The 26,697-nt window shown below is 59.4% G+C and carries 20 protein-coding genes and 1 pseudogene; 14 read left to right on the forward strand and 7 right to left on the reverse strand.

Annotated elements, in window-relative coordinates:
* Window positions 1-68 precede the first annotated feature (68 nt).
* A complete protein-coding gene (locus CK910_RS17530) occupies window positions 69-1,061 on the reverse strand; it encodes a TDT family transporter (RefSeq protein WP_098984152.1) in 993 nt (330 codons plus the stop codon).
* A 99-nt stretch (window positions 1,062-1,160) separates the two neighbouring features.
* Between CK910_RS17530 and CK910_RS17535 the strand changes: the two genes are divergently transcribed.
* The gene (locus tag CK910_RS17535; protein ID WP_043555550.1) at window positions 1,161-2,090 is read left to right on the forward strand and encodes a LysR substrate-binding domain-containing protein; all 930 of its coding nucleotides are present in this window, start codon (window positions 1,161-1,163) and stop codon (window positions 2,088-2,090) included.
* Window positions 2,091-2,191: 101 nt separating this feature from the next.
* Here CK910_RS17535 and CK910_RS17540 read toward each other — a convergent pair whose 3' ends face one another.
* The 3 genes from CK910_RS17540 to CK910_RS17550 form a co-directional block, all read right to left on the reverse strand.
* Entirely contained in the window at window positions 2,192-3,181 is a 990-nt protein-coding gene (locus tag CK910_RS17540) for a Gfo/Idh/MocA family protein (protein ID WP_098984153.1), read from the reverse strand.
* A gap of 21 nt (window positions 3,182-3,202) precedes the next feature.
* The gene (gene nfo / locus CK910_RS17545; protein WP_098984154.1) at window positions 3,203-4,048 is read right to left on the reverse strand and encodes a deoxyribonuclease IV; all 846 of its coding nucleotides are present in this window, start codon (window positions 4,046-4,048) and stop codon (window positions 3,203-3,205) included.
* A gap of 142 nt (window positions 4,049-4,190) precedes the next feature.
* The gene (locus CK910_RS17550) at window positions 4,191-5,111 is read right to left on the reverse strand and encodes a LysR family transcriptional regulator (protein WP_098984155.1); all 921 of its coding nucleotides are present in this window, start codon (window positions 5,109-5,111) and stop codon (window positions 4,191-4,193) included.
* Between the two features lie 130 nt (window positions 5,112-5,241).
* Here CK910_RS17550 and CK910_RS17555 point away from each other — a divergent pair, with 130 nt between their 5' ends.
* Entirely contained in the window at window positions 5,242-6,000 is a 759-nt protein-coding gene (locus CK910_RS17555) for an SDR family NAD(P)-dependent oxidoreductase (protein ID WP_098984156.1), read from the forward strand.
* Between the two features lie 43 nt (window positions 6,001-6,043).
* On the opposite strand, the gene CK910_RS17560 is transcribed toward CK910_RS17555, so the two are convergent.
* Window positions 6,044-7,243: an HD-GYP domain-containing protein gene (locus tag CK910_RS17560; protein WP_172955353.1), complete on the reverse strand. Its 1,200-nt coding sequence runs from the start codon at window positions 7,241-7,243 to the stop codon at window positions 6,044-6,046.
* Between the two features lie 385 nt (window positions 7,244-7,628).
* Between CK910_RS17560 and CK910_RS17565 the strand changes: the two genes are divergently transcribed.
* Complete coding sequence (locus CK910_RS17565) at window positions 7,629-8,123, forward strand: molybdopterin-dependent oxidoreductase (protein ID WP_098984158.1); 495 nt, start codon at window positions 7,629-7,631, stop codon at window positions 8,121-8,123.
* Window positions 8,123-10,048: a putative bifunctional diguanylate cyclase/phosphodiesterase gene (locus CK910_RS17570; protein ID WP_172955354.1), complete on the forward strand. Its 1,926-nt coding sequence runs from the start codon at window positions 8,123-8,125 to the stop codon at window positions 10,046-10,048. Before CK910_RS17565 ends, CK910_RS17570 begins: the two co-directional genes overlap by 1 nt.
* A 116-nt stretch (window positions 10,049-10,164) precedes the next feature.
* On the opposite strand, the gene CK910_RS17575 is transcribed toward CK910_RS17570, so the two are convergent.
* Window positions 10,165-11,598 carry a glycoside hydrolase family 1 protein gene (locus CK910_RS17575; RefSeq protein WP_098984159.1) on the reverse strand — a complete coding sequence of 478 codons (1,434 nt, stop codon included), beginning with the start codon at window positions 11,596-11,598 and terminating at the stop codon, window positions 10,165-10,167.
* Between the two features lie 165 nt (window positions 11,599-11,763).
* Here CK910_RS17575 and CK910_RS17580 point away from each other — a divergent pair, with 165 nt between their 5' ends.
* The 7 genes from CK910_RS17580 (at window position 11,764) to CK910_RS17610 (ending at window position 22,674) form a co-directional block, all read left to right on the forward strand.
* Window positions 11,764-12,642, forward strand: a complete 879-nt coding sequence (locus tag CK910_RS17580) for a LysR family transcriptional regulator (RefSeq protein ID WP_098984160.1) — start codon at window positions 11,764-11,766, stop codon at window positions 12,640-12,642.
* A gap of 251 nt (window positions 12,643-12,893) precedes the next feature.
* On the forward strand, window positions 12,894-14,540 hold the full coding sequence (locus CK910_RS17585) for a sensor domain-containing diguanylate cyclase (RefSeq protein ID WP_241324860.1): 1,647 nt from the start codon (window positions 12,894-12,896) through the stop codon (window positions 14,538-14,540).
* A 950-nt stretch (window positions 14,541-15,490) separates the two neighbouring features.
* Complete coding sequence (locus CK910_RS17590; RefSeq protein ID WP_216640159.1) at window positions 15,491-16,129, forward strand: phage tail protein; 639 nt, start codon at window positions 15,491-15,493, stop codon at window positions 16,127-16,129.
* 35 nt (window positions 16,130-16,164) lie between these two features.
* Window positions 16,165-16,740, forward strand: a complete 576-nt coding sequence (locus tag CK910_RS17595; protein ID WP_098984162.1) for a phage tail protein — start codon at window positions 16,165-16,167, stop codon at window positions 16,738-16,740.
* 30 nt (window positions 16,741-16,770) lie between these two features.
* Entirely contained in the window at window positions 16,771-17,322 is a 552-nt protein-coding gene (locus CK910_RS17600; RefSeq protein WP_098984163.1) for a phage tail protein, read from the forward strand.
* Window positions 17,323-17,357: 35 nt separating this feature from the next.
* Complete coding sequence (locus CK910_RS17605) at window positions 17,358-17,855, forward strand: GNAT family N-acetyltransferase (RefSeq protein WP_216640160.1); 498 nt, start codon at window positions 17,358-17,360, stop codon at window positions 17,853-17,855.
* Window positions 17,856-17,970: 115 nt separating this feature from the next.
* Window positions 17,971-22,674: a putative Ig domain-containing protein gene (locus tag CK910_RS17610; protein WP_216640161.1), complete on the forward strand. Its 4,704-nt coding sequence runs from the start codon at window positions 17,971-17,973 to the stop codon at window positions 22,672-22,674.
* A 734-nt stretch (window positions 22,675-23,408) separates the two neighbouring features.
* Here the strand turns inward: CK910_RS17610 and CK910_RS17620 are convergent.
* Window positions 23,409-23,734 (reverse strand): annotated as a pseudogene (locus CK910_RS17620) (transposase); the annotation flags it as partial.
* Between the two features lie 427 nt (window positions 23,735-24,161).
* Between CK910_RS17620 and CK910_RS17625 the strand changes: the two are divergent.
* From CK910_RS17625 to CK910_RS17635, 3 genes are read left to right on the forward strand one after another with little or no spacing between them, the layout of a single operon-like run.
* Complete coding sequence (locus tag CK910_RS17625) at window positions 24,162-24,611, forward strand: TIR domain-containing protein (RefSeq protein WP_233265302.1); 450 nt, start codon at window positions 24,162-24,164, stop codon at window positions 24,609-24,611.
* The gene (locus tag CK910_RS17630) at window positions 24,611-25,237 is read left to right on the forward strand and encodes a hypothetical protein (RefSeq protein WP_098984165.1); all 627 of its coding nucleotides are present in this window, start codon (window positions 24,611-24,613) and stop codon (window positions 25,235-25,237) included. The genes CK910_RS17625 and CK910_RS17630 overlap by 1 nt, the downstream gene beginning before the upstream one ends.
* A gap of 3 nt (window positions 25,238-25,240) precedes the next feature.
* A complete protein-coding gene (locus CK910_RS17635) occupies window positions 25,241-26,377 on the forward strand; it encodes a nucleoside triphosphate pyrophosphohydrolase family protein (protein ID WP_098984166.1) in 1,137 nt (378 codons plus the stop codon).
* Window positions 26,378-26,697: the final 320 nt, after the last annotated feature.

Genomic DNA, 26,697 nt, shown 5'->3' on the forward strand with positions numbered 1-26,697 from the left:
CATGTCATCACGCATGCCCTTCTCGTTGACTGACCCCTTATCCCCTTGCTCTCCAGCAGAGTCTTTGCCTAGCGGCGGGCACCGTGCCGGGCCATGCCGGACGCCATGCCGCTGTCACCCAGCGGCAGGAAGAACATCAGATAACGCAGGGCCACGTAGCCGACAATCAGGGTGGCGGCGCCCAGCTCGAAGTGGGCAAGCAGATTGATCTGTTCCACATAGTGAGTCGCTTGCGGCCACTGCTCCAGCAGGTGCCCCACCTTGAACAGGGCGGTGGCGCCTATCACCAACGGGAAGGTAAAAGCGGCATAGCCCGGTGAGAACGGCAGACGCAGCAGCTTGATGAAGGCCAGGTAGATGATGCCGGTCATCAGGATGGCGATCCCCAGCAGCACGGCCACCAGCAGCAGGGAAGGATCCTCGGTCACCGTCAGGTAGCCGGCCAGTGACAGGCTGGCAGGGGCCGCCAGAATGGCGATGGTCGGCTTGGCAGCATCCGGCACCTCATGGCTGAAGATGAGACGGTAGAGCATCAGCGGCAGCATCAGAGCGTAGCAGAGCATGCCGAACCAGAGCAGACCGTCGGCCAGCGCGGCAAACTGGCCGCCGGGAAAGGCGACGTCAGCCACGATAATGCCCACTGGCGGCACGAACCAGCTCGGCACCATGTGATGGATCTCGAACTGCCTGACCCTGTGCCAGAGGAAGGTCGCCAGGAAGAGAAGGTGCAGCACCACGGCAAACAACCAGAGCCCCTCGCCAAGGCCCGGGCTCAGCATGCCGATCGCCTTGGAGACCACCATGGTGCCCATGGCATAGGTGGGGACCACGCTGCCCACCACGGGGTGAGCCAGATCCTGCCACAGCAGGCGCGGATGGAGCAGAAACTTGAAGGTGAGGATCACCAGCAGCACGGCGGCGACGGCGGCACCCAGCAGCTGCAGGCGGCCATCGAACTGACCGGCATTTTCCCAGCACCAACCAAGACTGGCGATCCCGAGGGCCAGGCCCGCCATGGGGGTCGGGGCTTTGCCCAAGGATTGACGGGTTCTTGCGATCATGTCTGAAACCTCTTGTGAGAGACGATGTGCATAGGATAAAGAGCGGCTATCGTTTACGATATCTAAATGAATTGAATCAATCGTTCAGGTTAACCAAACATGAAACTGACCCTGCAACAACTCAAGGTGTTCGCCACCATAGCCCGCTACGGCAATCTGGGACTGGCCGCCAACGAGCTCTGCCTCAGCAAGGGCGCCGTCTCCCAGTCGTTGCAGGAGCTGGAGCGCCAGCTCGCCACCCCCTTGTTCGATCGCATCCACCCCAGATTGCAGCTCAACAACGAGGGGCGCCTGCTGCAACCGGCCGCCGAGGAGCTGCTGACCCGGATGCAGGATATCGAGACCCTGTTCAGCCCGGATGCGGAGCCGAGCGGCCAGCTGCGCCTCGGTGCCAGCCAGACCATAGGCAACTATCTGCTCCCTACCCTGCTGGCCAGCAGCAAGCAGGAGCTGGGCCTGCCCCCCAGGGTCACCATCACCAACACCCACAAGCTCTGCCACCTGCTGGCCAACTTCGAGCTGGATCTGGCATTGATAGAGGGGCAGAACCACCACCCGGATCTCGTCAGCGAGCCCTGGCTCAATGACGAGATGCTGATCGTGGCCCACCCCGACCACCCCCTCGCCCGGCGCAATCGCCTGTCGCTCAGCCAGCTGAGCGATGAGACCTGGGTGCTGCGCGAACCCCAGTCGGGCAGTCGCGAGCAGTTCGAGCTGCAGATCCAGCCCGAGTTGCCCCGCTGGCAGGCGGGGCTCGAGCTCAACACCCTGGAGGCCGTGATGCTGGCGGTTGAAAAAGGGCTGGGGATCTCCTTCATCTCCCGCCTGGCGGTGTCGGATCGGTTGCAGGCCGGTCGGCTGGTGGCCTTCTCCCTTGCCCGGCGCTTCCCCCGCCAGCTCTCCCTCATCTGGCATCGGCAGAAATACCACTCGGCCACCCTGCGCCGCTTCCTGCAGTTTTGCCGCGCGCAGGAGGGAGCCCTGCCTCAGCCTCAGGTGACCACAGCCGGGTCGCCAACGAGCAGATAGGGTGAGCGTCTGAGGCATGACGGCTCGCCGCTTGCCGCTCAAGCCGGCAAGAGATCAGACAAAAAGGGAGGGCGCCTCGGCGCCCTCTCTGCACATCATGATCACGAGCCGGCTTGCAAGCCGCGCTCGACCCACCCCAGCACTTGTCTGGTCAGGGCCTGCGGCACCCAGGGGGAATCGCTCAACCCCTGCCTGACACAGGCGGCGAAATGATCCGCCTCGTGCTGCATGCCACCGCCCGCCACCGGCTCCGCTATGTCTCCCGGCCAGGCAGGCAAGGGATCGCCCGTGAGCCAGCATACCTGCTGGGGGTTCCACCACTTGCCGACCAGTTGCAGGGCCCAGCCCTCGCCGCCCAGATACGCCGCCTTGTCGAGATCCTGGACGATGGAGGCATCCAGCTCGGCCACGAGGGCGCCGGCAAAGCGGAAGCTGGCGGCCTCATCCACCTCGCCAGCCTGGCGGGAAAGAGCGACCTGCGGCTCACCCGCAGCCAGCCCCAGCTGGTGGCAGATGGCGGCGTAGAGCCAGAGTGGATAGACACCCACATCCCAGGCGGCGCCGCCGGCCAATGCGGGATCAAACAGCTTGCCGCCTCGCTCCTGCACCGAGCCGAAGGCCGCCCGTAACCGGTTGGGAGCAGGCAGGGCGCCGAGCCGCCGCATCAATTCGCGCATGGCGGGGAAGCACATCACCTTCATCGCCTCCATCAGCAGCAGGCCGCGCGTCCGGGCGAGCTGCACCAGCGCATCCCAGTCTGCGACCTGAGTCACCGCCGGCTTTTCCACCAGCACGTGCTTGCCCGCCAGCAACATCTGCCTGATCAGGCCGGCGTGCTCCGGGTGGATCACCGCCACGTAGACGGCCTCCACCTCGGCGCTGGCCGCCAGCGCCTGATAGCTGTCATAGGCAAGGGGCAGCCCCTGTTCATCGGCAAAGGCCCGGGCCCGCGTCTGATCACGGGCGGCGATCGCCACCACCCGGCCCAGGCGGGCGTGATCATTCACGTCCCGGCAGAAACGACGGGCGATGGCCCCCGCCCCGGCAATGCCCCAGCGCAGTGGCGCCGCGCTCAGTTCCTCTGTTTGCATCCGTTCTTTCTCCTGCACGGGTTATGCCTTGGCCAGACTGCGCAGCCAGCGGATCTCGTCGCCCCAGATAGACTCGTCTATGGTCTCCAGGATCAGCGGAATGCCGTCGAAACGCTCGTCATTCATGATGTGGTGGAATACCGCCTCCCCCAGATTGCCCTGCTGCAGGCTGTGGTGGCGATCGACCCGGCTGCCGAAGGTGCACTTGGCGCCGTTGATGTGCATCCCCTTGAGATACTGGAAACCGACGATGCGGTCGAAGTCGGTGAACACCTGGGCACAGGACTCGGGCGTGCGCAGATCGTAACCGGCGGCGAAGGCGTGGCAGGTATCGAAACAGACGCCGACCCGGCTCTTGTCTTCCACGCCGTCGATGAGGGTGGCCAGATGTTCGAACGACCAGCCGAGGTTGCTGCCCTGCCCGGCTGTGTTCTCGATCACCGCCGTCACCCCCTGGCTGCGCTCCAGCGCCCAGTTGATGGATTCGCTCACCAGTTTCAGGCTGGCCGCTTCCGGGATCTGTTTCAGGTGGCTGCCGGGGTGGAAGTTGAGGTAGCAAAGCCCCAGCTGCTCGCAGCGCTTGAGCTCATCGAGGAAGGCATCGCGGGATTTGGCGAGGCCGTCGGGATCCGGATGCCCCAGATTGATGAGGTAGCTGTCGTGAGGCAGGATCTGCTCGGGGCGAAAACCGGCTTTCTCGCAGGCCTGCTTGAAGGCGCGGATGCTGGCCTCGGAGAGCGGCGCCGCCTGCCACTGGCGCTGATTCTTGGTAAACAGGGCGAAGGCGTTGGCGCCGATGGCTTCTGCGCGGGCTATGGTGTTCTCCACCCCGCCGGCGGCACTGACGTGGGCTCCGATATATTTCATGAGATCTCCTCTGCTCTGTGAGAGCGCCATTATGCCGATCTCCCCCGCCCACGCCAAACCGGGATCCTCGATGGCCGTCATAGAGACTCTGATCACAGGCGCCCCGCATGACGGATGTAGGTCATCCGTTACCGGCCCCGCATCAGGTGACGACCGCCGAGTCACCAGCCAGCGCCTCATCCAGCACCTCGCTCAGCCAGTGGATGAAGGCCCGCACCCGGGGCGAGAGCTGGCGACGATGGGCATAGAGGGCATGGATCGGCAAGGGCGGCGCCTGCCACTGGGGCAGTATGGCCACCAGCTCGCCACTGGCGAGCAGCGGCTCGACCCCGACTCCTGGCAGCTGGATGATCCCCAGCCCCGCCTGCGCCGCCGCCAGATAGGCTTCGCTGTCGCTCACCGTGAGGGTCCCCGCCATCGCCAGCACTGTGCGGGAGCCATCGGCCTGCACATACTCGAAACCGGCCTCCCTACTCCCGGGCCCGGCCCCATAGTGCACCAGCCTGTGCTGCGCCAGATCCGCCAGCGTCTGCGGTGTGCCGTGGCGAGCCAGATAGGTGGCGCTGGCGCAGTTGATCTGGCGGTAGTGACCCAGGGGGCGCGCCACCAGGCTGGAGGACTCCAGCGCCCCCACCCGCACCACGCAGTCGAAACCCTCACGCACCAGATCGACCCGCCGATCCGTGCTGCTCAGCATCAGCTGCAGATCAGGATGGGCCGCCAGAAAGGCGGGCAGCGCCGGGATGACCAGATGGCGCGCCATCCGGCTTGGCATGTCCACCCGCAACTGGCCGCTGAGTTGCCCCCCCTGCCGGAACAGCCCGTTGAACTCCTCCATGTCGGCCAGCAGCTCCTGGCTGCGGGCATAGCAGAGCTGACCATCCGTGGTCAGCTGCACCCGTCTGGTGGTGCGGTGGAGCAAGCGGGTGCCCAGCTGTTCTTCCAGCCGGCGTATGGCCGCGGAGAGCGTTGCCTTGGGCATGCCCAGCTGCTCGGCGCTGCGGGTGAAGCTCTCAAGTTCGGCCACCCGCATGAACATTCTCATCGCATCCAGTTGATCCATGGCATCATTGTTACTTTGAACGGAACAGTGCATCTATTATTACCATCTTTATCCATGGTGCACGCACCAATAGAGTGGCACTAGCGGCTCGTCCCGAGCCCGCCTCCACCCCATTGACAGGAGTCGTACCATGACCCGTTCCATCGCCCTCATCACAGGCGCCAGCCGCGGCCTCGGCAAACACTCGGCCCTGGCCCTCGCCACCAAAGGCGTCGATCTCATCATCACCTATCGCAGCCAGGCCGAAGAGGCGGCCACCGTGGTGGCGCAGGCCAATGCGCTCGGCATCAAGGCCCACGCCTTGCCACTCGATGTGGCCGACAGCGCCTCCTTCGCCACCTTCGCGGCTGAGGTGCGCCAGTTGCTGCAGCGGGAGTGGCAACGCGAGCGGTTCGACTTTCTGGTCAACAATGCCGGCATCGGCATCCACGCCAGCTTCGAGCAGACCACTGAGCAGCAGTTCGATACCCTCATGAACATTCACCTCAAGGGGACCTTCTTCCTGACCCAGCAGTTGCTGCCCCTGATCCGCGATGGCGGGCGCATCATCAACCTCTCGACCGGCCTCACCCGTTTCGCGCTGCCAGGCTACGCTGCCTACGCCGCCATGAAGGGGGGAATAGAGGTGCTGACCCGCTATCTGGCCAAGGAGCTGGGCCCGCGCGGGATCGCCGTCAACGTGGTGGCACCCGGTGCCATCGAGACTGATTTTGGCGGGGGGGTGGTGCGGGACAACCAGGCCGTCAACGACTTCATCGCCAGCCAGACCGCGCTCGGGCGAGTCGGCCAGCCGGACGACATAGGCGGCGTGATAGCGGCCCTGCTCTCGGATGACAATCGCTGGGTCAATGCCCAGCGCATCGAGGCCTCGGGCGGCATGTTTATCTAGCGCCCATCGCAGCATGCCACTGCACCGGGACCTGCATGCCCCGTCAGTGCCGTATCGTCACGTCCTGCCCGCTGGCGGCGCAGAGCGCCTGCGGCAAATGCGCCGCCAGGGTCGCCACTACCTCGGCGTCGACCCGGTTCTGGCGGGCCAACTGCTGCAGAAAGCTGAGCGCCTGCCCGGCGGTCAGGTGAAAGGGATAACCACAGCCATTGGGTTCTTCGTGGTGGTAGGAGGCCCAGAGGGCGATCGCCTCGAAACCGTCGATGTGACGCAGGATCTGGTAAGTCTCGAAGCTGTGGGTGTTGATGATGGCGCGCTCCCGCTCATCCAGTGAACCCGCCTTGTCCAGGATCTCGTCCGGCACCCGCAGCTTGCCAAGATCGTGCAGCAGGCCGGCAATCTCCAGTTGCTCGCAGTGCCCCTCTTCGACTCCCATCAATTTAGCCAGCAGACGTGCAAGTTTCGCCACACCGAGCGAGTGCGCCACCGTGAAAGGGCTCTTGGCATCGACAATGGCCGAGAAAATGCGCGCCAGCTGTTTGAGCTCGCCGTTGCTGGTGAGACAGGGCTCCTGCTCGCTCAACATCTCGTACATGTAATCCGTGATGGCCCGCCCCTCCAGCCGCAGCCAGAACGCCTCCGAACGGGAGGCCGCCAGAAATGCCGCCACCAGCTCGGGGTCAAAAAACTCACCGGCGCACGCCTCGATCCGCTGGCGAATGTCGTGGATATGCATCAACAGGGAGCCATCGCCATAGTGGGGCGCCGCCAGCGCATCTACCCTATCGACCAGAAAGATGAGGTTGGCATGCCGGATGACGGCAGCGGGCAGAGCGCTCATGTGCTGAAGCTGATGCCAATGGGTATGGTGATATCGGATGGGGTCGGCCAGAGGGGCCAGGGGAGGGAAATCCTTGAGCAGTGCATACCCGACTTCGCAATGCAACTGGGATGACTCCCAATCGAACTCACTGACCAGATGACAATGGATGAAGGTCGATGAGACGCCGATGTCGTGCAGCACCCCCAGCTCGAACAGGCAGCCACACTCACTGTCGCTGGCACCCAGTGCCCGCCCGCATTCGGCCGCCATGATCCCGACCCGTTTGCCATGAGCCACATCGCCTATTCCGACCAGATCAAGTGATGCTGACAAGGCATACACGACCTGCCGCAGATTGACCCGCTGAGGCAGGGATCCCCCGGCCGTCGTCCTAAGATGAGGTATATCGTGGTTGTTCATGGTGTGCTTCCCACACGTACCAACGCAAAAAAGACCCATAGTTTGGGGCCCACTGACCACACTGAATCTAGTCAATGGGATCCCCCCTGTCGGGCTCTCATCCTGTGGCATCCACGCTAATTGACAAAAGCATGAGTTGGATCAATCTGGCAGCAAATGTGCCAGGGGCGACACTCCCGCAAGGGGGCCCGGCAAGCAACCATCACTATGATCGCATTGCCTGGATTTCACGTACAAACACCCCGGATGCAAAAGTCTGGGCTGCCTAGCCCCCTAGGGGGGGGGGGGGGGGGGGGGGGCTATCGCCATCAGGAAGTCGTCTATGGTTAGAGCGAGACAGCCGCAACAGACCAGCGATCAATACCTTGTCGATGAGGAACGGACCATGAAAACGCCATTAGCCACCCTGTTCTGCATGATGCCACTGCTGCTCTCCGGCCATGTTTACAGTGCCGATGATGCCGCTGACATTGTGCTCAAGGTCAGCGGTAAGGATTGCTGCAATCACAACGGTAAGATGGAATACACCCGGCAGCAACTGCTGGCACTGCCACAGACCAGTGTCACCACCACCACCCCCTGGACCAAGGGCACCCACGTCTATCGCGGCGTATTGTTGAGATCCTTGCTGGATACCCTGGGCATCAGCGCAAAAAGCATAAAAGTCACGGCCCAGAACGACTACTTCGCCGCGATCCCGCGAGAAGATGTCGAGAAATATCCCGTGCTGCTCGCCATCGAGGAAGATGGCAAGGCATTGACCCTGCGCAACAAGGGGCCAGTCTGGATCATCTACCCCTTATCGGACCACCCTGAGCTCAATATCGAGCAATATCACAGCCTGATGGTGTGGCAAGTCCTCAAGCTTGAAGGGATGTAATGATGATCAAGGGCAAGTTCATCTCCCTTGCCTTCATCATGGTCTCCTTTCTGGGCGTGACCATCTGGTCGCTCTTTAATTACGATCGCACCTTCAATGACATGGTCAAATATAACCAGCTCTCCGCCTGGTCTCTGGCCCAGTTGGAGCTGGAACTGCACGGTTTTGACGAGCAGTTGTCGCTGTATCGCAGCGGCCAGGCCGATGCCGGGCAGTTGAACAAGGCCTATGACATCGCCTGGAACAGGCTGGACATCTTCCTGACCGGGCAGGAGACCGCCCTTATTCGCGCGCGCTACCAGGCCAGCGAGAGAGTCGGCGCCTTCTTTGAGGTGCTCAAGGAGTATGAGCAGGATGTGGTCAACCCCGCGCCCGATGCCCCTCGGCTGGCCGAGATGGAAGCCAGGCTGAACAAGCTGCTGCCCGCCATACGGGATCTGATGGTAATGAACTTCACCGGCCCCTCCGCCATCAAGCAGCGCCAGGAGCTGCAGCAGTCCAAGGAGGGGCACGTACTGGTACTGTTCGCCCTGCTGGCCATAGGTCTGCTCGTCCTGTTCGTGGTATCACGGGAGATGAAACTGCAATACTTCCTGGCCTGGAACGACCCCCTGACACTGCTACCGAATCGTTCCGCCTTCATTAACCGGCTGGGGCGACTGTCAAAAGTAACGCAACCCAGCGACAACACGCTGACTATCTGCTTGATTGAACTTAACAATTTCAAGGAGGTCAACGACAGCTTGGGCTACGCCGCCGGGGATGAGCTACTCACCATGGTCGCCAACCAGATCAGTGCGTATGTCGATGACAAGGCCTTTATCGCTCGCATGGGCGGGGATGAATTTGCCCTCTTCATCTATGGCGACATGCCCATAGAAACCAGAGTTCCCTATCTTGTTCGACTGTTGGATGAACTCAAACCCACTGTCTTTCACGCCGATCCGGCGCACCGTGTGCGGGTCAGCATGGGGATCAGCCAGCATCCCATCACGGCCCATAAAATAGAGGAGCTGATCCTGTTTGCAGACATTGCCCTCGCCAATGCCAAAAAGCTCAAGGAGAATCATCTGCAGATGTTCAACCACAGGATGTTTGAACATTACAGCCGCAACAGGAAACTGGCCGCCGAGCTGCGCGAAGAGTTGGATGTCATCGCAAACAGTACCCTCTATCTGCATTATCAGCCGGTCATCAAACCAGGCAATGCCTATACCATGGGGGCAGAGGTGCTGATCCGCTGGCACCATTGTGAATATGGATTTATCAACCCGCTGGATATTATTGCCATGGCCGAAGAGAACGGCCTGGGTGAATTGCTGGGCAAATGGATATTCAACCGGGTCAACCATGACATGTCACAACTGCCGGCAAGCTTTGTCGACAAACTGGAGCTGGCCATCAATCTCTCCAATTCCATGTTTACACCCGATCTGTTTCATCAGGTCAGCGATATGCTGCAACAGGGCCCGTTAAAAGCGGAACAACTTATTCTGGAACTGACCGAGACCATAGCGCTGGATGACTTGCCGCTCAGCCAACGCATCTTCAAAGAGCTTAAACATATCCATGTGCGCATAGCGCTGGATGATTTTGGTACCGGTTGGTCCTCTTTTTCCTACCTGATGGCACTGAATTTTGACAAGCTAAAAATTGATAAATCCTTTGTCAGCAATATTCAGAAAGACCCGAGACAATTCATGTTTGTCGAGTCCATCACCAACCTCTCTCACCGACTGGGTCTGGTGGTGGTGGCTGAAGGGGTGGAAAACCACCATGAGCTGCAGCAATTAAGCGCCATCGGGGTGGATGAGATCCAGGGATACTATTATTCCAAGCCGCTTCCCCCGGCCGAGTTCTTCATCTATGCCATGACCCACCTGGCCCACAGTACCGAAGAGAGCCTGGACGTCAGTTATCACTGATGACGACCCATCCTTGCCTCCTCCAAGCCGTCATCCGCGCCATGCACACCATAAATAAACAGGCTCTGCCTGATGTGGCAGAGCCTGTTGTACCAACGCAATCCGAACCGAGTGATTTACAGCGTCTTGCCGCCGCTTGCGATCACCGATTGATACCAGTGGAAGCTCTCTTTCTTGATACGACGCAAGGTGCCGCCCTGCTCATCGCGATCCACATAGACGAAGCCGTAACGCTTCTGGTAGCCGTTGAGCCAGCTCAGGATATCGGTGAAGGACCAGGCGCAGTAACCAATCAGCTCGACCCCGTCCTGCAGCGCCTGCTGACAGGCAACGAGATGACTCTTGAGGTAGGCGATGCGGTAATCATCGTGCACCTTGTCATCCGCCCCCAGCTGGTCAAACTCGCCGAGGCCGTTCTCGGTGATCATCAGCGGCAAGCCGTAGCGGGAGGAGAGGCGGCGCAGGGCGATGCGCATCCCGGTCGGGTCTATGGCCCAGTCCCAGTTGCTGGTCTCAAGGTGCGGGTTGGGCGCCGTCTTGTAGAGGCCGGGAATGCCGCTCGAGGGGGTGGTGCCCTTCTGCCCCGTGGTGTTGATGCGCTGCAGGGTCTGGCCGCCGAGGGGGTTGTCGGTGAAGGTCAGGGTGTAGTAGTAGTTGACGCCTATGTAATCCGGCGTACCTTCGCGCAGCAGCTCAAGGTCTCCCGGCAGTATTTCCGGTGCCTCGCCATTCTCTTTCAGGTAGGCGAGCGCCGCCTGGGGGTAACGACCGAAGCAGTAAGCATCCAGCCACCAGTAGTTGGTGAACTCCTCGGCATTTTCGAACGCCAGCATGTCTTTGGGGTCACAGGAGGCCGGATAGGCGGGCGAATAGGCGAAGCTAGGGCCTATCAGACCGTTCGGTACATGCTGGCGGAACGCCTTGATCACCCGGGCGTTGGCCAGGAAGGCGATGTGGTTGGCGGCGAAGAAGCGCTTGCGGTCCTGCACCGCGGGGGGATGGGTGCCGAGCTGATAAGCGTTGGTCAGGTTGTAGTTCTGCTCGTTGAGCGATACCCAGTACTTCACCTTGCCGGCGAAGCGCTGATACAGGGTCACGCAGTAGCGCTCGAAGTCGTCGATGATGCGTCTGTCTTCCCAGCCGCCGTACTCCTCTTGCAGCGTCTGGGGCAAGTCCCAGTGATAGAGGGTCAGCACGGGTTCGATCTGATGGGCCAGCAGGGTGTCGATGAGTTTTTCGTAGAAGGCGAGACCCGCCTCGTTCACCTCGCCCCGGCCGGTCGGATAGATACGCGGCCAGCTCACCGAGAAGCGATAGGCCTTGAGCCCCATCTCGGCCATCAGCGCCACGTCCTCCTCCATGCGGTGATAGTGATCGACCGCCACATCGCCGTTGCTGCCCTCAAAGGTCTTGCCCGGCAGCTTGGTGAACAGATCCCACACAGAGGGGCCCTTGCCGTCGGCATTCCAGGCCCCTTCCACCTGATAGGCGGCGGAGGCGGCGCCCCACAGAAAATCTTTCGGGAAGTCGTTGAACATATGGTGATGCATCTGGTGTTGCTCCTTCTGCGCGTATGGTGTCAGCCATCTCTGATGAGTCGGCGCCCCATTCAAGGCGCCCCAAATAAATTGGCATAAGCATCGAACAGTTCTAAAATTCCGTCCAATGACAAATGTGGCCATTCAACATTCCCAACAGGAATGAAAGGAGCTGTGGTGGAGCTACGGGATCTGAAAGCCTTCGTGACCCTGGGGGAGGTGCTGCACTTCGGTCAGGCGGCGGTGCGTCAGCATGTCACCCAGTCGGCCCTGAGCAAGCAGATAAGGCGGCTGGAGGAAGAGTTCGGCGGTGAGCTGTTCGAGCGCAACGCCAGCAGCACCCGCCTGACCGTGCTGGGACGGGCGCTCTATGCGGATGCCAGCGCCCTGGTGGCCCAGAGCGAACAGCTAGGGCGCACCGCCCGCGATGTGCTGGCAGGCAACAGCGGCACTCTGCGCATCGGCTTCGGCGTAGCCACCAAGATACTGGTGCCCGCCGCCATCGCCCGCTTTCGCGCCGAGCGGCCGCAGGTGACCATAGAGCTCAACGACCTCTCCACCCATCACCAATTGCTGGCCCTGAGCGAAGGCAGGTTGGATCTCGGCTTTTGCCGCCTGCCCGCCCCCAAGGGGTGGCACTGCCTGCCTGTGGTGCAGGCGCACTTTGTCGCCGTACTGCCAGCCAGCTACAGCGGCATAAATGAACTCGCGGATCTGGTGGACAAGCCGCTGGCCATACTGCGCCGGGACAAGGCACCCTCGTTTTACGACAACCTGATGCACTACCTGGCCCAGAGCGGCGTGCGCTTTCGCGATATCCAGTACGTCAACGACTTCGCCGCCGGCGTTGCCACCGCGGCGGCGGATATCGCCTGGACCCTGGTGCCCTCCTCCACCACCATAGAGCACCCGGATGTGCTTACCCTGCCCCTGCGTGAAGCCGAGGCAAGCTGGACCATAGGCCTCCTTCGCCCGCCCCACAGCAAGGGCCCGCTCATCGATGCCTTCTGGCAGATTGTCGCTGCCATGACGCAGCCAGCGGGCGAGCCGGATTGACCTTTGCCGCGCGCACTCGCCACCTCACCCGCCCAGGAAGAGGTTCCTGTCAGGGATGACGGCCCCACGACTGCCTTTATTGCGTGATCCCTGCCTGCCAAGGATGGGGAATAGAGAAGATCATCTTTTCGATCAAGGCATTGAGATGGGTGGGCCAGGCCGGATAGTAGTAGCTTTTCGGCAGTTGGCTCCATTAGAATCAGCCGGCTCATTTCCACTACCGCACCTTGATACCGGACGCCTTCCTGCTCATGCTACTTCCTCGGTTCCTGAAAATTGACCTGCGCAGCCTCATACTCGCACTGGCCGTCATCAGCGTCATGGCGACCCTGAGCAACAGTTTTTATGCCACCTACGAGGCGCAGCGAGCACTGCTGATCAGCAACACCCTGGATGCCAATCGCGTCTACGCGGCCAAGCTGGCCGAGATGACCAACACCATGCTCCAGTCCAGTCAGAGCCAGCTGGCCTATAGCGCCACCCTGCTCGCCCCCGCCATGAAGGATGACAGCACCCTCTTGAGTGAAATGCAGCGACTGCAACAGCAGACGGCGACCTTCAACTCGGTGGCCGTCGTGAATGCCGATGCCGTGGTCGTGGCCGTCTATCCCGATACGCTGCAGGTAAAGGGGGCCAGACTCACCTCCCAGAGCGCCAAGCTATCCATCACGACCCGCCAGCCGGTGATCACGGATCCGTTCGTTTCGCTCTCGGGCAACTATCTCATCAGCATCTCCTACCCCATCTTCGACAAGGAGAAGCGCTATCTCGGCTATGTGGCGGGCACCATCTACCTCCAGTCACACAACATGCTCTCCGGCATACTGGGCCAGCACTACTATCAGGATGGCTCCTCCCTCTATGTGGTGGATCGCAACAGAACCCGCATCTATCACCCGGACAGTGCCAGGGTCGGTGAAAAAATCCGTGACAACGGGGTGGTCGACAAGGTGCTAAGCGGCGAAGAGGGGGCACTCGCACTGACTGACGAGACGGGCACAGAGATGCTGGCCGGCTTTGCCCCCATCCCGCAGACCCACTGGGGAGTGGTGGCGCAGCGTCCCCGCGCCGCCACCCTGGCCGGGCTGGATCAGCAGATGATGCACGTGCTGCTCAAGATCATTCCCATCAACCTGCTGATCCTGCTGTTCATCTGGATTTCCGCCATCTTCATCTCCAGGCCGCTGTGGCAGCTGGCCCACAAGGCCAAGCTGATGGATCAGCAAGAGTCGCTGAAGAACATCGCCAGGATCCGGGTCTGGTACTTCGAGGCCGCCCAGCTCAAGCAGGCCATGCTCAAGGGGCTGGGGCTGCTCAATACCAGGATCACCCAGCTGCACAATGACAGCCATACCGATGCCATGACGGGCCTGTTCAACCGCCGGGGCATGCAGCAGGTGCTCGACAGCTATCAGGCGCTGGGCCAGCCACTCGCCGTGATAGCGCTGGATATAGATCACTTCAAGCAGATCAATGACGGCTTCGGCCATGATGTCGGGGACCAGGTGCTGGCCGCCCTCGCGGCCTTGATGCAGCAAGGCGCCAGACAGGCGGATGCCGTGTGTCGCAGCGGCGGTGAAGAGTTTCTGGTCTTGCTGCCCGGCCTGCCGCTCCCCCTCGCCTTCGAAATCGCCGAGCGGTTGCGCCAGCGGGTCGCCGCACATCCGATGCCCGGCGCCGGCCATATCACCATCTCGCTCGGGGTCGCCCATTGGCCCGGCAGCGATGGCGATCTCAACGCCGTGTTGAAACAGGCCGACAAGGCACTTTATGAAGCCAAGCGACGGGGCCGCAATCGCACCGTGCTGGCCAGTCGCGATCAGCAACCCGTCCATGACGATGGATCGCAACCCCTGTCACCGCCAGAGGATCCCCCAAAGCGCGGACATCCCGGCTAGGCCGGTGTCATCCGGGCCAGTCGTCTGGTTCCCCTGCTACCCAAACACATGAGGGCATGCACAGCCTGCTATCTATTACGGCAGCCGCACCTTGCCCACCGCCGGGGCATCAAGGATGTCATACCAGAATAGAGAAAACGGTGGGCCACCTTGCAGCAGGATCGGAAAACGTACGAAGAGGGTTATTGATTTACTTGAAAGAGGTCTTGGTCATCCACATAAAATGGATGACCAAGACGACGGAAAGAGTATTAGAGACTGATTAATTGGATTGGTCGCCTTTACCAGGCTGCCACATAGTGGGTTATAACAGTATATCCTTTTCCCAAGAATGGTGATGGAACAGTCAAGGTGTCGCACTCTATTAGTGATTCGCTATTTAGCGAGCATGTCTTCCAGTTTTAACTCAGCAGCCAATAAACAACGCAATCTTATTATTGAGCACCTCTGGACATGGTATCACCTAAAAAAGATGACCCGGAGGATTCGACAACGACATCTCATGCATCTCATATTCGAGTTTATGCCTTAGCTAGCCTGCTAGGTATTTTACTACGATCAGCCACATATTTTGATTAGGCATGATAAATCAGTTTAATACGCTCCTGGCCTGTGATGCCGGCATAACTATCCATTGTTCGATATCGAGTCAGATAGCATTGATGCCAATCATTGCAGTAGATATAGAAGCAAAGTGACGCAAGTATCCATTTGGCCAGTTCACTTTGATAGTGCAGCGTGCACGCAGCATTTCAACGCCTACATTCAACGGTATAGCGTGCGGATGGGATACAGGTTGAAGGATAGATGCTGGTTACAGCATGGTATTTTTCTACGATTTTACGCTAAGTCACTTCAGTGCTTTTTATGGAAATAGATGTTGAGTAAATACATCAACTATTCGAGGTTCGTAGCAAGCGCAATTAAACATTAAAAAATGCACTTGCCAAATGAATCCAAACCTGTCTATTGTCTACAAGCGCTTGCTACTCTCCTGCGGTAAATGGATTTGGCGCCATTATCTTGTTCAAGGAGAAAAGAACATGGATCCCTTTCTTGGTGAAATTCGCCTGTTCCCCTGGGGCTGGGCACCTGAAGGCTGGCTCCCGTGCGAGGGGCAGATTCTGCCATTCAACAGCAATGTCGCGCTGGCCTCCCTGCTGGGCAAAAACTTTGGCGGCAACGGCACCACCACCTTCGGCCTGCCGGATCTGCGCGGCCGGGTTGCCCTGGGGCAGAACTTTCAGGCTTCGACTCTCCCTCCGATCATGGATGTGCACGCACTGGGTAGCGTTGGCGGTAGCGAGACTGTAGCGCTGCCGCAAAGCTCGGTGGCCCTGCATAACCACGCCACACATGTCTCCACCGACCCAGGTAACGATGACCCGGGCGGCAACATTCCCGCCGTCAGCTCGAACTCCAAAGGCGTCGTGGCAAAACCAACCTACACACCGGCCACGGGCACCCTGACTGCCCTCAACAATGCGACCGTTACCCCAACGCCTGGCACACCCATGCCGAACATGCAGCCCTCCATTGTCGGCTGTTTCTGCATCGCTACGACGGGCATCTACCCGCCGCGCCAGTAATGGCTGTCTACAGACCCTCAAGCAAGGAAACTGACATGTCTGAAGCCTTCGTCGGAGAAATTCGCATGTTTGCCGGTAACTATGCGCCTGAAGGTTGGGCGTTGTGTGACGGTAGAACCCTGTCGATCAGCAATTACCAGGCCCTGTATTCATTACTGGGCACCCTGTATGGCGGCAACGGCAGCACCACATTCGGCCTGCCTGACTACCGGGGTCGCCTGCTGGTGGGCCAGGGCAGCGGAACGGGCCTGTCCCCGAGGACGCTGACCCAGACCTTTGGTACGGAAACCGTGACCATGCAGCCGGAAAACACAGCGCCCCATAGCCATGCCTTTTGGGTGAGCACCAACGATGCCGAATCGGCCAGTCCGTCCCCCAGCACAACACCGAACGGCATGACCTTCGGTAAATTCACGGGTGCGGGGATCATCACCGGGCTGTACAGCGCAGGAACCGGAACCTCCGCCACCGTCAGGATGAATCCGCAGTTTCTCGACTCGGCACTGATCCCGGCCGGTGGTGCTGCAACCCCCCATAGCAACCTGATGGGGTCATTGGCCGTCAACTACATCATTTGCTTGGTCGGCCTCTATCCGACCCGACACCAGTGACCCTCTCTACTCAATCTGGAATGAACGATCATGGATGCTTTTATCGGTGAAATCAGACTGTTCCCCTACAACTTCGTCCCGCAAAACTGGGCGTACTGCGATGGCTCGCTCATCACCGTCCAGCAGAATCCTGCGCTCTATTCGGTGATTGGCACGCTTTATGGCGGCACGCTAGGGCAGAACTTCAAACTGCCCAATCTCAACGGGCGCGTGGCCATGGGGGCCGGGGCCGGCCCCGGGCTGACCGACAGGCCCGTTGGCACGGCCATGGGAGCCGACCGGATAACCATGGTGGCCAGCAACTTCGCCCCGCATACCCATCAGGTGTTGGCCAAGGACGGCAGCGAATCGGCGGCTGCTCTGGATATTCCCAACAATACCGCCTACCTGGCGCAACCCCGCAACATACGCCTGTACAACAACACCGCACCGACGGCGGCAAACCAGACACTGGCTGCCACCACGGTGAGCAACGCCGGTAGTGGCGCAACGTCGACGGCCTTGCGTAACACCCTGCAACCCTTCCAAACGCTGTCCTACTGTATATGCTTGGATGGCGAGTACCCGATCAAATCCTCATGACTCACAGCACCCCTCTCCCTTTGCCAGCAGGCAACGTGGCCGTACTGCGCAAGCAGAACGGCCACGACCTGGGATTTCTTCAGAAGCTGTACGCCTCACGCCGCTGGGCCGAAGTCAGCGCGGTACCTGGCTGGAATGATGCCCAGCGCCGGGCGTTCCTGTATTCACAGGCCGAACTGCAACGCCAGCATTATGAAAATCACTTTCCCGCCGCGGACTTTTTGATCGTTGAGCAGGCCGGCAGCCCGATCGGGCGCCTGTGCGTGCAGTACGCGGCCGACGATGTGCGCATAGTCGATATTGCCCTGCTCCCCGCCTGGCACGGCCGGGGCATAGGTACTCAGTTGCTGCGCACCCTGCTCGCCGAGGCGGATGCCGATCGTCAGTCCTGCAGCCTGAGCGTCGAACAAGGCAGCCCGGCCCGCAGACTCTATGAACGACTTGGCTTCCAGCCCGGTGCCGATAGCGGCCTTTATACCCAGATGCAGCGACCTGCTAGGCCTGCTGTCAAACAGAACCTAAACAACCCTTGAACGCCATGCAATACCAGTGGATTGGACTAGCTGTAACCATGCCGTAACCGTAGGACCTTTATCAACATTCACGTTGGATACGACCCACGAACCGGTCGCAAGGCAGGAAGCCCTCATGAGAACACTACTTACCGCACCAGGTACCAGAGTAAAACGCCCGCTGATTTCACTGTTTATGTTGCTGGTCATGTTGGCACTGCCCACCCAGGCAATGGCCGCGGCTCCCGTGATCACCAGCCCTGCTTCGGGCAGTACCTTACCCAGCGTGGCGGTAGGTCAGTCCATGAGTATCCCCATCAGCTCGACCGGCGGCGCCTTGCCGCTGGACCAATGGGTAGAGTGCGATGCCAACGACCCGGACTACGATGGCGTGACGCCCTGCCTGCCCCCCGGCCTGATCCTAGACCCGTCGCCGGGCAGCCCGACCACCACGCTCCACGGCGCGCCAACTACGGCCGGCACCTACACATTCAGCATCACCCTGAATGACGGCCTGAATCAGGGCGGTGTCGCAACCTATACCCTGGTGGTCACCAGCTCCGCAGTACCGACCCTGACTTCCGCTGCACCGAACAGTGGTTCCACCGCTGGCGCCACCTCAGTCACCCTGACCGGCACCAATCTGACTGGCGCTACCGCCGTAAGCTTTGGCGGAACAGCGGCCACCGGCTACACAGTCAACAATGCCACCACCATCACCGCGACCACTCCGGCCCACGCCGCCGGCGCGGTGAACGTGGTAGTCACCACACCTGGTGGCAGCGCAACCCTGACCAACGGTTATACATACACAGTACCCGCACCGATCGCAGGCCCGGTCAGCGCTACGGTTGCCGCCAACAGCAGTGCCAACCCGATCACCCTGGCCCTCAGTGGCGGCGCTGCCACCAGTGTCGCCGTGGCCAGCGCCGCCAGCCATGGCACTGCCACCGCCAGCGGCACCAGCATCACCTACACCCCGACCGCCGGGTTCTCCGGTTCAGACAGCTTCACCTACACAGCCACCAACGCCAGCGGCACCTCCAGCCCGGCTACGGTGACCATCACCGTCAGCCCGCCGAGCATCAGCCTGAGCCCCACCACGTTGAGCAACGGCACTGTCGGCACCAGCTATAGCGCGACGCTCACCGCCTCCGGCGGCACCGCGCCCTACACCTATGCGATCACCGCCGGTAGTCTGCCGGCCGGCCTCAGCCTGAATACCGGCACAGGTGCCATCAGTGGCACGCCAAGCGCCAGCGGCGCAAGCAACCTGACCGTCACCGCCACCGATGCCAACAGCGCGACCGGCTCCCAGGCCTATACCCTCACCATCGATGCCCAAGCCCCAGTCGCCGGTGCCGTCAGCGCCACTGTCGCCGCCAACAGCAGTGCCAACCCGATCACCCTGGCCCTCAGTGGCGGCGCTGCCACCAGCGTCGCCGTGGCCAGCGCCGCCAGCCATGGCACTGCCACCGCCAGCGGCACCAGCATCACCTACACCCCGACCGCCGGGTTCTCCGGTTCAGACAGCTTCACCTACACAGCCACCAACGCCAGCGGCACCTCCAGCCCGGCTACGGTGACCATCACCGTCAGCCCGCCGAGCATCAGCCTGAGCCCCACCACGTTGAGCAACGGCACTGTCGGCACCAGCTACAGTGCGACGCTCACCGCCTCCGGCGGCACCGCGCCCTACACCTATGCAATCACCGCCGGTAGTCTGCCGGCCGGCCTCAGCCTGAATACCGGCACAGGTGCCATCAGTGGCACGCCGAGCGCCAGCGGCGCAAGCAACCTGACCGTGACCGCCACCGATGCCAACAGCGCGACCGGCTCTCAGGCCTACACCCTCACCATCGATGCCCAGGCCCCAGTCGCCGGTGCCGTCAGCGCCACTGTCGCCGCCAACAGCAGTGCCAACCCGATCACCCTGGCCCTCAGTGGCGGCGCTGCCACCAGTGTCGCCGTGGCCAGCGCCGCCAGCCATGGCACTGCCACCGCCAGCGGCACCAGCATCACCTACACCCCGACCGCCGGGTTCTCCGGTTCAGACAGTTTCACCTACACCGCCACCAACGCCGGCGGCACCTCCGGCCCGGCTACGGTGACCATCACCGTCAGCCCGCCGAGCATCAGCCTGAGCCCCACCACGTTGAGCAACGGCACTGTCGGCACCAGCTATAGCGCGACGCTCACCGCCTCCGGCGGCACCGCGCCCTACACCTATGCGATCACCGCCGGTAGTCTGCCGGCCGGCCTGAGCCTGAATACCGGCACAGGTGCCATCAGTGGCACGCCAAGCGCCAGCGGCGCAAGCAACCTGACCGTGACCGCCACCGATGCCAACAGCGCGACCGGCTCCCAAGCCTACACCCTCACCATCGATGCCCAGGCCCCAGTCGCCGGTGCCGTCAGCGCCACTGTCGCCGCCAACAGCAGTGCCAACCCGATCACCCTGGCCCTCAGTGGCGGCCCTGCCACCAGCGTCGCCGTGGCCAGCGCCGCCAGCCATGGCACTGCCACCGCCAGCGGCACCAGCATCACCTACACCCCGACCGCCGGATTCTCCGGTGCCGACAGCTTCACCTACACAGCCACCAACGCCAGCGGCACTTCCGGCCCGGCTACGGTGACCATCACCGTCAGCCCGCCGAGCATCAGCCTGAGCCCCACCACGTTGAGCAACGGCACTATCGGCACCAGCTATAGCGCGACGCTCACCGCCTCCGGCGGCACCGCGCCCTATACCTATGCGATCACCGCCGGTAGTCTGCCAGCTGGCCTCAGCCTGAATACCGGCACAGGTGCCATCAGTGGCACGCCGAGCGCCAGCGGCGCAAGCAACCTGACCGTGACCGCCACCGATGCCAACAGCGCGACCGGCTCCCAGGCCTATACCCTCACCATCGATGCCCAGGCACCAGTTGCCGGTGCCGTCAGCGCCACTGTCGCTGCCAACAGCAGTGCCAACCCGATCACCCTGGCCCTCAGTGGCGGCACGGCCACCAGCGTCGCCGTGGCCAGCGCCGCCAGCAATGGCACTGCCACCGCCAGCGGCACCAGCATCACCTACACCCCGACCGCCGGGTTCTCCGGTGCCGACAGCTTCACCTACACCGCCACCAATGCCAGCGGCACCTCCGGCCCGGCTACGGTGACCATCACCGTCAACCCGCCGAGCATCAGTCTGATCACCACAACATTGAGCAACGGCACTATCGGCATCAGCTACAGTGCGACGCTCACCGCCTCCGGCGGCACCGCGCCCTACACCTATGCGATCACCGCCGGCGCCCTGCCTGAGGGCCTGAGCCTGAATGCCGCCAGCGGCCTCATCAGTGGTACGCCAAGCACCGCCGGTACTACCGACCTGACCATCACAGTCACTGATGCCAACGGCGCCACCAGCTTGCAAAACTTCTCGGTCACCATCTCTGCCATGGAGATCTCCGTGCCAGCATCCAGCCAGATCCTGGCCGTGGGACAGTCTGCCACAGTTGACCTGACCCAAGGTGCCACCGGTGGCCCGTTCACCCAGGCAACTCTGGGTTCGGTCACCCCTGCCTCCGCCGGGCGAGTAACGATGACGGGCCCATTCTCGATGCGTTTCGCACCGTCGGTCGCTTTCGCTGGGACGGCAATCGTCAGCTTCAGCCTGCGGAACGGTAGCGGTGCCAGCTCAGCCAGCACCGTCAGCTTCATCATTAAGGAACGTCCAGACCCGACCAAGGATGCCGAAGTTATCGGCCTGCTTAACGCTCAGAGCCGGACAGCAGAGCGCTTCGCCGGCACTCAGATGGACAACTTCAACCGACGTCTTGAGCAGTTGCATCAAACAAATTGCGACCGTAATTCGTTCAATGCCAGTTTACGCAAGGATGACAGTGCCATGCCCCTGGGCGAGATCGCCAAAGCTATCCAGAGTCAGCAAGGAGATTCCGCCAACCAGACACAACTGGAAGAAGGCAAGGCCGCAACCTCTGTGCAGAACGGCTGCAAACAGGAGGCCTTGGCATTCTGGAGCGACGGCTTCGTCAACGTCGGCTCTACCCATGCGCAGGGCGCGCAAGACAACAGCTTCACTACGCTGGGCCTGAGCGCCGGTGCAGACTATCGCCTATCACCAACTGCCATCGTCGGTGTCGGTATCGGCTATGGCAACGACCGCAGTGATATCGGCAAGAACAACTCTCGCAGTGATGGGAAGGCCATAGGTATCGCCACTTATCTAAGCCTGAACCAGGCGCCGCAGGTATATGTCGACGGCCTGCTGGGCTACAACCGTATCAGTTTTGATTCACGCCGTTACATCACCGACAGCGCAGATGACTATGCCAGTGGCTCCCGGGATGCAGATCAATTGTTCGCATCCCTGACTGCCAGCTATGAATACCGCAAGGGGCCGCTGTCGCTGGCGCCTTACGGCCGCTTGAACGCCAGCACAACCCTCATGGAGGCTTACCGTGAAAGTGGTGGCGGCATTTACGGTCTGTCCTATGAAGAGCAACGCCAAGAGAATTTCACATCCTACCTCGGTGTGCGTACTAGCTATGACCTGATGGCTCCGCTTGGTGTGGTGACACCCAAGCTTGGCCTGGCTTGGGGCCACAACTTCAGTCGTAGCAGCGACTACAAGATGCGCTATACCGATCAGGGCGACGAAGGCATGCTTTACAGTCTCAAGCCCGATGCTCAGGACAGCGATTTAGCCGGCCTGGATATGGGTATCGACTTCAACCTGGGACACGCCTGGCAGCTAGGGGTTTCATACAAAACCAATCTTGGCTCAAATGAACGCAACGACACTTTCCGAGTGGGCTTAAATGGCAGGTTCTGAACCCAGGTCTGGGAGATAGCAACAAAACAACACTCCGCCATACTCCGGCGGAGTGTTGAACATTCGCCGTGATGAAGTAACCGCTCTAGTTCTTCTGGTTGCTGAGTGCTTTTGGCGCCCAGAAAAGTGCCTTCTCTTTCAGGTCGCGCTCACTGAGTTCTGAGAGTACAGGGGATGAAATAGCAGAAGGAGCCATCAGGGCTGACTGAAGGGCAGGATTGGCCGCAGATTGTCTCTGTTGTTGTGGCTGCTGAGATTCCGATAGGGAGTTTGGCTGAGGTTCTGGCTGGGCAACTACTGGCTTTATGCGAAAATGCCCACAGGGGAGCAAGGTCATCTTGCGGTAGTACCAGATACCTTGCGCAGAGAGCCAGAGATTCACTATGAAGACTCCGAGTCCATCCATACAAAGTGGATGACCAAGAGGTCTAGAGGGGGTTTTGGAGGCTAACTTATTGATCTTGTCGTCTAAACCATAAGTTGACATAACACACAACAATAAATCAGTGACTTACGAGAGTTTTATAACCCATAAGTTGACATAAAAATAACCCATAAGCTGACATAGAGTGACATCAACCTCTGGGCCCTCCCCTGCCTTGTTGTTATTTTACTACTTCAGCAATCTGTTCAGCCTTCACACCCAACATTAAGCCCCTCGGCTTTATGTATGGTCCTGCGTTTGGGGGCAGCCATCTGCGCTTCATCGAAGTGCTCATCCCTGCAGGGATGAGCACTTCGATGAAGGCGTACCTTAACCTGACAGTTTGGCAAAGTACGCGGCGGCCTTCCCCGGAAAGCCGCGATGAACCTTTTTTAAGATATCTCGCTCATCGGTGACGCGGCGCAGTTCAGCCTTGAGGCGCCGAATTTCGGCTTGCTGGCTGGAGTCATGCTGTTGCCGCACTTCGGGCTGGCTGTAGCGTTTGATCCAGGCGTAAAGACTGTGGCTGGAAACACCAAGTCGCTCAGCGACCTCTGCCACTGGGTAATTGCGCTCAGTCACTTGCTTGACGGCGGCCAGTTTGAATTCTTCCGTGTAACGTTGCTGCTTGCTCATAACACCTCCTGAATGGCCTCAGTTTGAGGCTCTTGGGGTGTCTAGGAAAGTAGGGGCGATTCAGACAAAGTGATGCTACTAAAAATGGTAGATGGTGGTTTTTTGGTAGGTTATATTAGCCTAGACATTTAACATTGACTTTTATTAGTGTGGGCTTTCAATTATGGAAAAACACCAATAGAGATTCAATGTTGCATTCAACTTCAAAAAAAATTGTAAATATTAAATTAGAAGTCGAATTTAACTGTTTTTGTATTTCAAATTTTCAATCAGCCCGTGTTGGGCCCTGTTATGTATTCATTCATGGGTTCCAGAAAAGCGAAAAGGTGAACATCACTCGGATTCTTACCACAGCGTACACAATCACGGTTACGATCTTCGATCCACATGGAGACAATGGAGGTGATAGGTGACAGAGAAAAGGAACATGTTTATTAGCCATGTCCATAAGGACGATCTCGGGCTCCAGAAGCTAAAGGATCTGTTGGCTCCGAAAGGGATGGAAATCAGGGATTCCTCCATCCATACAGGAAAGTTCAATAATGCGACCGATGAGCACTACATAAAGACCCAGATACTTGCTCCCGCTATCAACTGGGCTGGTGTGTTCGTATGCTACGTTTCTCCTCAGACCAAGAATAGCGATTGGGTGAACTGGGAAATCGAGTATGCGGCCAAACAGGGAAAGCGCATTATTGGTATTTGGGAACACGGTGAGAAGGAATGCGACCTCCCAGAAGCCCTGAAAGAATATGCAGACGCTCTGGTTGGGTGGAACGGCGATTCAATCATTGACGCGATCAACGGGAAGGACTCATGGGAAAAACCTGACGGTGGCGACTGTGACCCGGTTCCCCTCAAACGGCATCCTTGCTGATGGCTCGCATTCATTCCTATGTGGTGCGATACGACAGTGGTTTTGCACCCAATCCTTTCTATAGTTATTGCACGCTTGCGACTTGCAAACCCAATATCCGCCGATCCGCTGACATCGGTGATTGGGTGGTCGGCAGTGGCAGCAATAATAAAACCGCCCGACGTGGCGGGCATCTCGTGTATGCGATGCGTGTCACCGAAGTGATGACATTTGACGAATATGGAGAAGATCCACGGTTTGAATTCAAGAAGCCATACCGCAATGGAAGTCGGAAACAGAGTTGTGGGGACAACATCTATTTCAGGGCTGCACCTGACGATGCCTGGCAACAGAGAGACTCATTCCATTCCCTTCATGATGGCACTTTAAACCCTGACCATGTCACCCGTGATACGGGTGTAAACAGGGTACTGATCAGCAATGACTTTGTGTATTTCGGAGGCAAGGGTCCGAAGTTTCCTGAGGCACTGAAAGACCAGCAAAATCGTCCTCTATGCAAAACAGGAATAGGCCTAACCACTTTTGACGACGCGAAACTGATCGCGAACCTTGAACAATGGATTCTCAGCTTTAACGTGAGGGGGTATCAAGGCGCCCCACTCGAATGGCTAACTCTTCGCAGGTAACAAATGAAAAGTGAAGGCTTCCTCTTGCTCTCGAATTACGCTGCGGAGATTGCAGCCACAGACGTGCTCAACCCGAATGACTTCAGTCCTGTTCTCCAAGGTCTATACGGAGAAGTTGGCGGAATAATGGCTACGGCCAAAAAGAGTGTTAGAGAGGGAACTGCTTACCCTGGTTTTAAGAAGGCGGCAGAAGAAGAGTTTGGCGACACCCTCTGGTATTTAGCCGCGATCTGTAGGCGTCTGCAGATTCCTCTTGAAGAGATCTTCGCGGAAGCTGCAAGCCACGGGGATTTCAAGAATGTAGGCGCTGCAAGCGACATCACCGAAGATACTGTCACCTTTATCGCCGTTCCCGTCAGCACATCTACTTCGTTGGATGCCACCTTGGTGCGCTTGGGGCAGTCAGCAGCAGCCCTGCTGGGAACCACGCCCGCGCGAGCTGCTTTGATTGATTTCGCACGAACCTATCTGGATGCAATCCATGCGGCCGAACTTGCGTTTTCGGATGTAGCTCGCGACAATCTTCGAAAAGTTCGCGGTGCGTTTTTGGAGCCACAGGTAGAAGATCTAGCTGGCCTTGATTTCGACAGTGAGTTTGGCATTGAAGAACAGCTACCTCGGGACTTCAAAATCCGGGTCAATCAACGAGGTAGTGGCAAGAGTTATCTCCAGTGGAACGGCGTGTTCATTGGAGACCCATTGGCCGATAACATCGCCGACCGCGATGACTACCGGTTCCATGATGTCTTCCATTTAGCCTATGTTGCAATTTTGCATTGGTCACCGGTGATACGGGCATTGATCAAACACAAGAGAAAAAGCAATCCAAAATGCGATGAGGAGCAGGACAGTGGCCGGGCTATTGTGGTTGAAGAAGGACTTACCGCTTGGATTTTTTCCAGAGCCAAAGAATTGAATTTCTTCGAGAACCAGGAAAAAGTTTCACTCGGAATTCTCAAGACCATTAGCGAGTTCGTGAGTGGTTACGAAGTGGAGAAATGTCCACTGAAACTCTGGGAAAAGGCAATCCTCGACGGCTACGCTGTCTTCCGCCAACTCAAGGAAAATCAAGGTGGCTGGATCATTGGTAATCGAATAGAACGCACTATCAAATACATGCCACTTGAGTCTGATAAATGAAAATTCACCCATTCGTTGATGCAGTCGCTTCGCTGCAGTTTAAAGACTGTTTCAATCCATATTCGGATCTTTGTGAAGTTCATGATCGACACGACGCACCGCGTCGCCGTGCTGTCGCCCTGTCCGCTATGCTACGTCGTGCAATCGAGACCCCTGTAGATGCGATATGGATCGGACGAGACCTCGGATACCGCGGAGGCCGCCGCACTGGATTAGCCCTGACCGATGATATTCACATAAGCCAGCATACTAGACGTTGGAATCTCGACCAGGTTGTCGAACGGCCAACGATAGGCAGTGCTGTAACCGAACGAACCGCC

This window comes from Aeromonas sp. CA23, assembly GCF_002587065.1.
GTDB lineage: Bacteria > Pseudomonadota > Gammaproteobacteria > Enterobacterales > Aeromonadaceae > Aeromonas > Aeromonas bestiarum.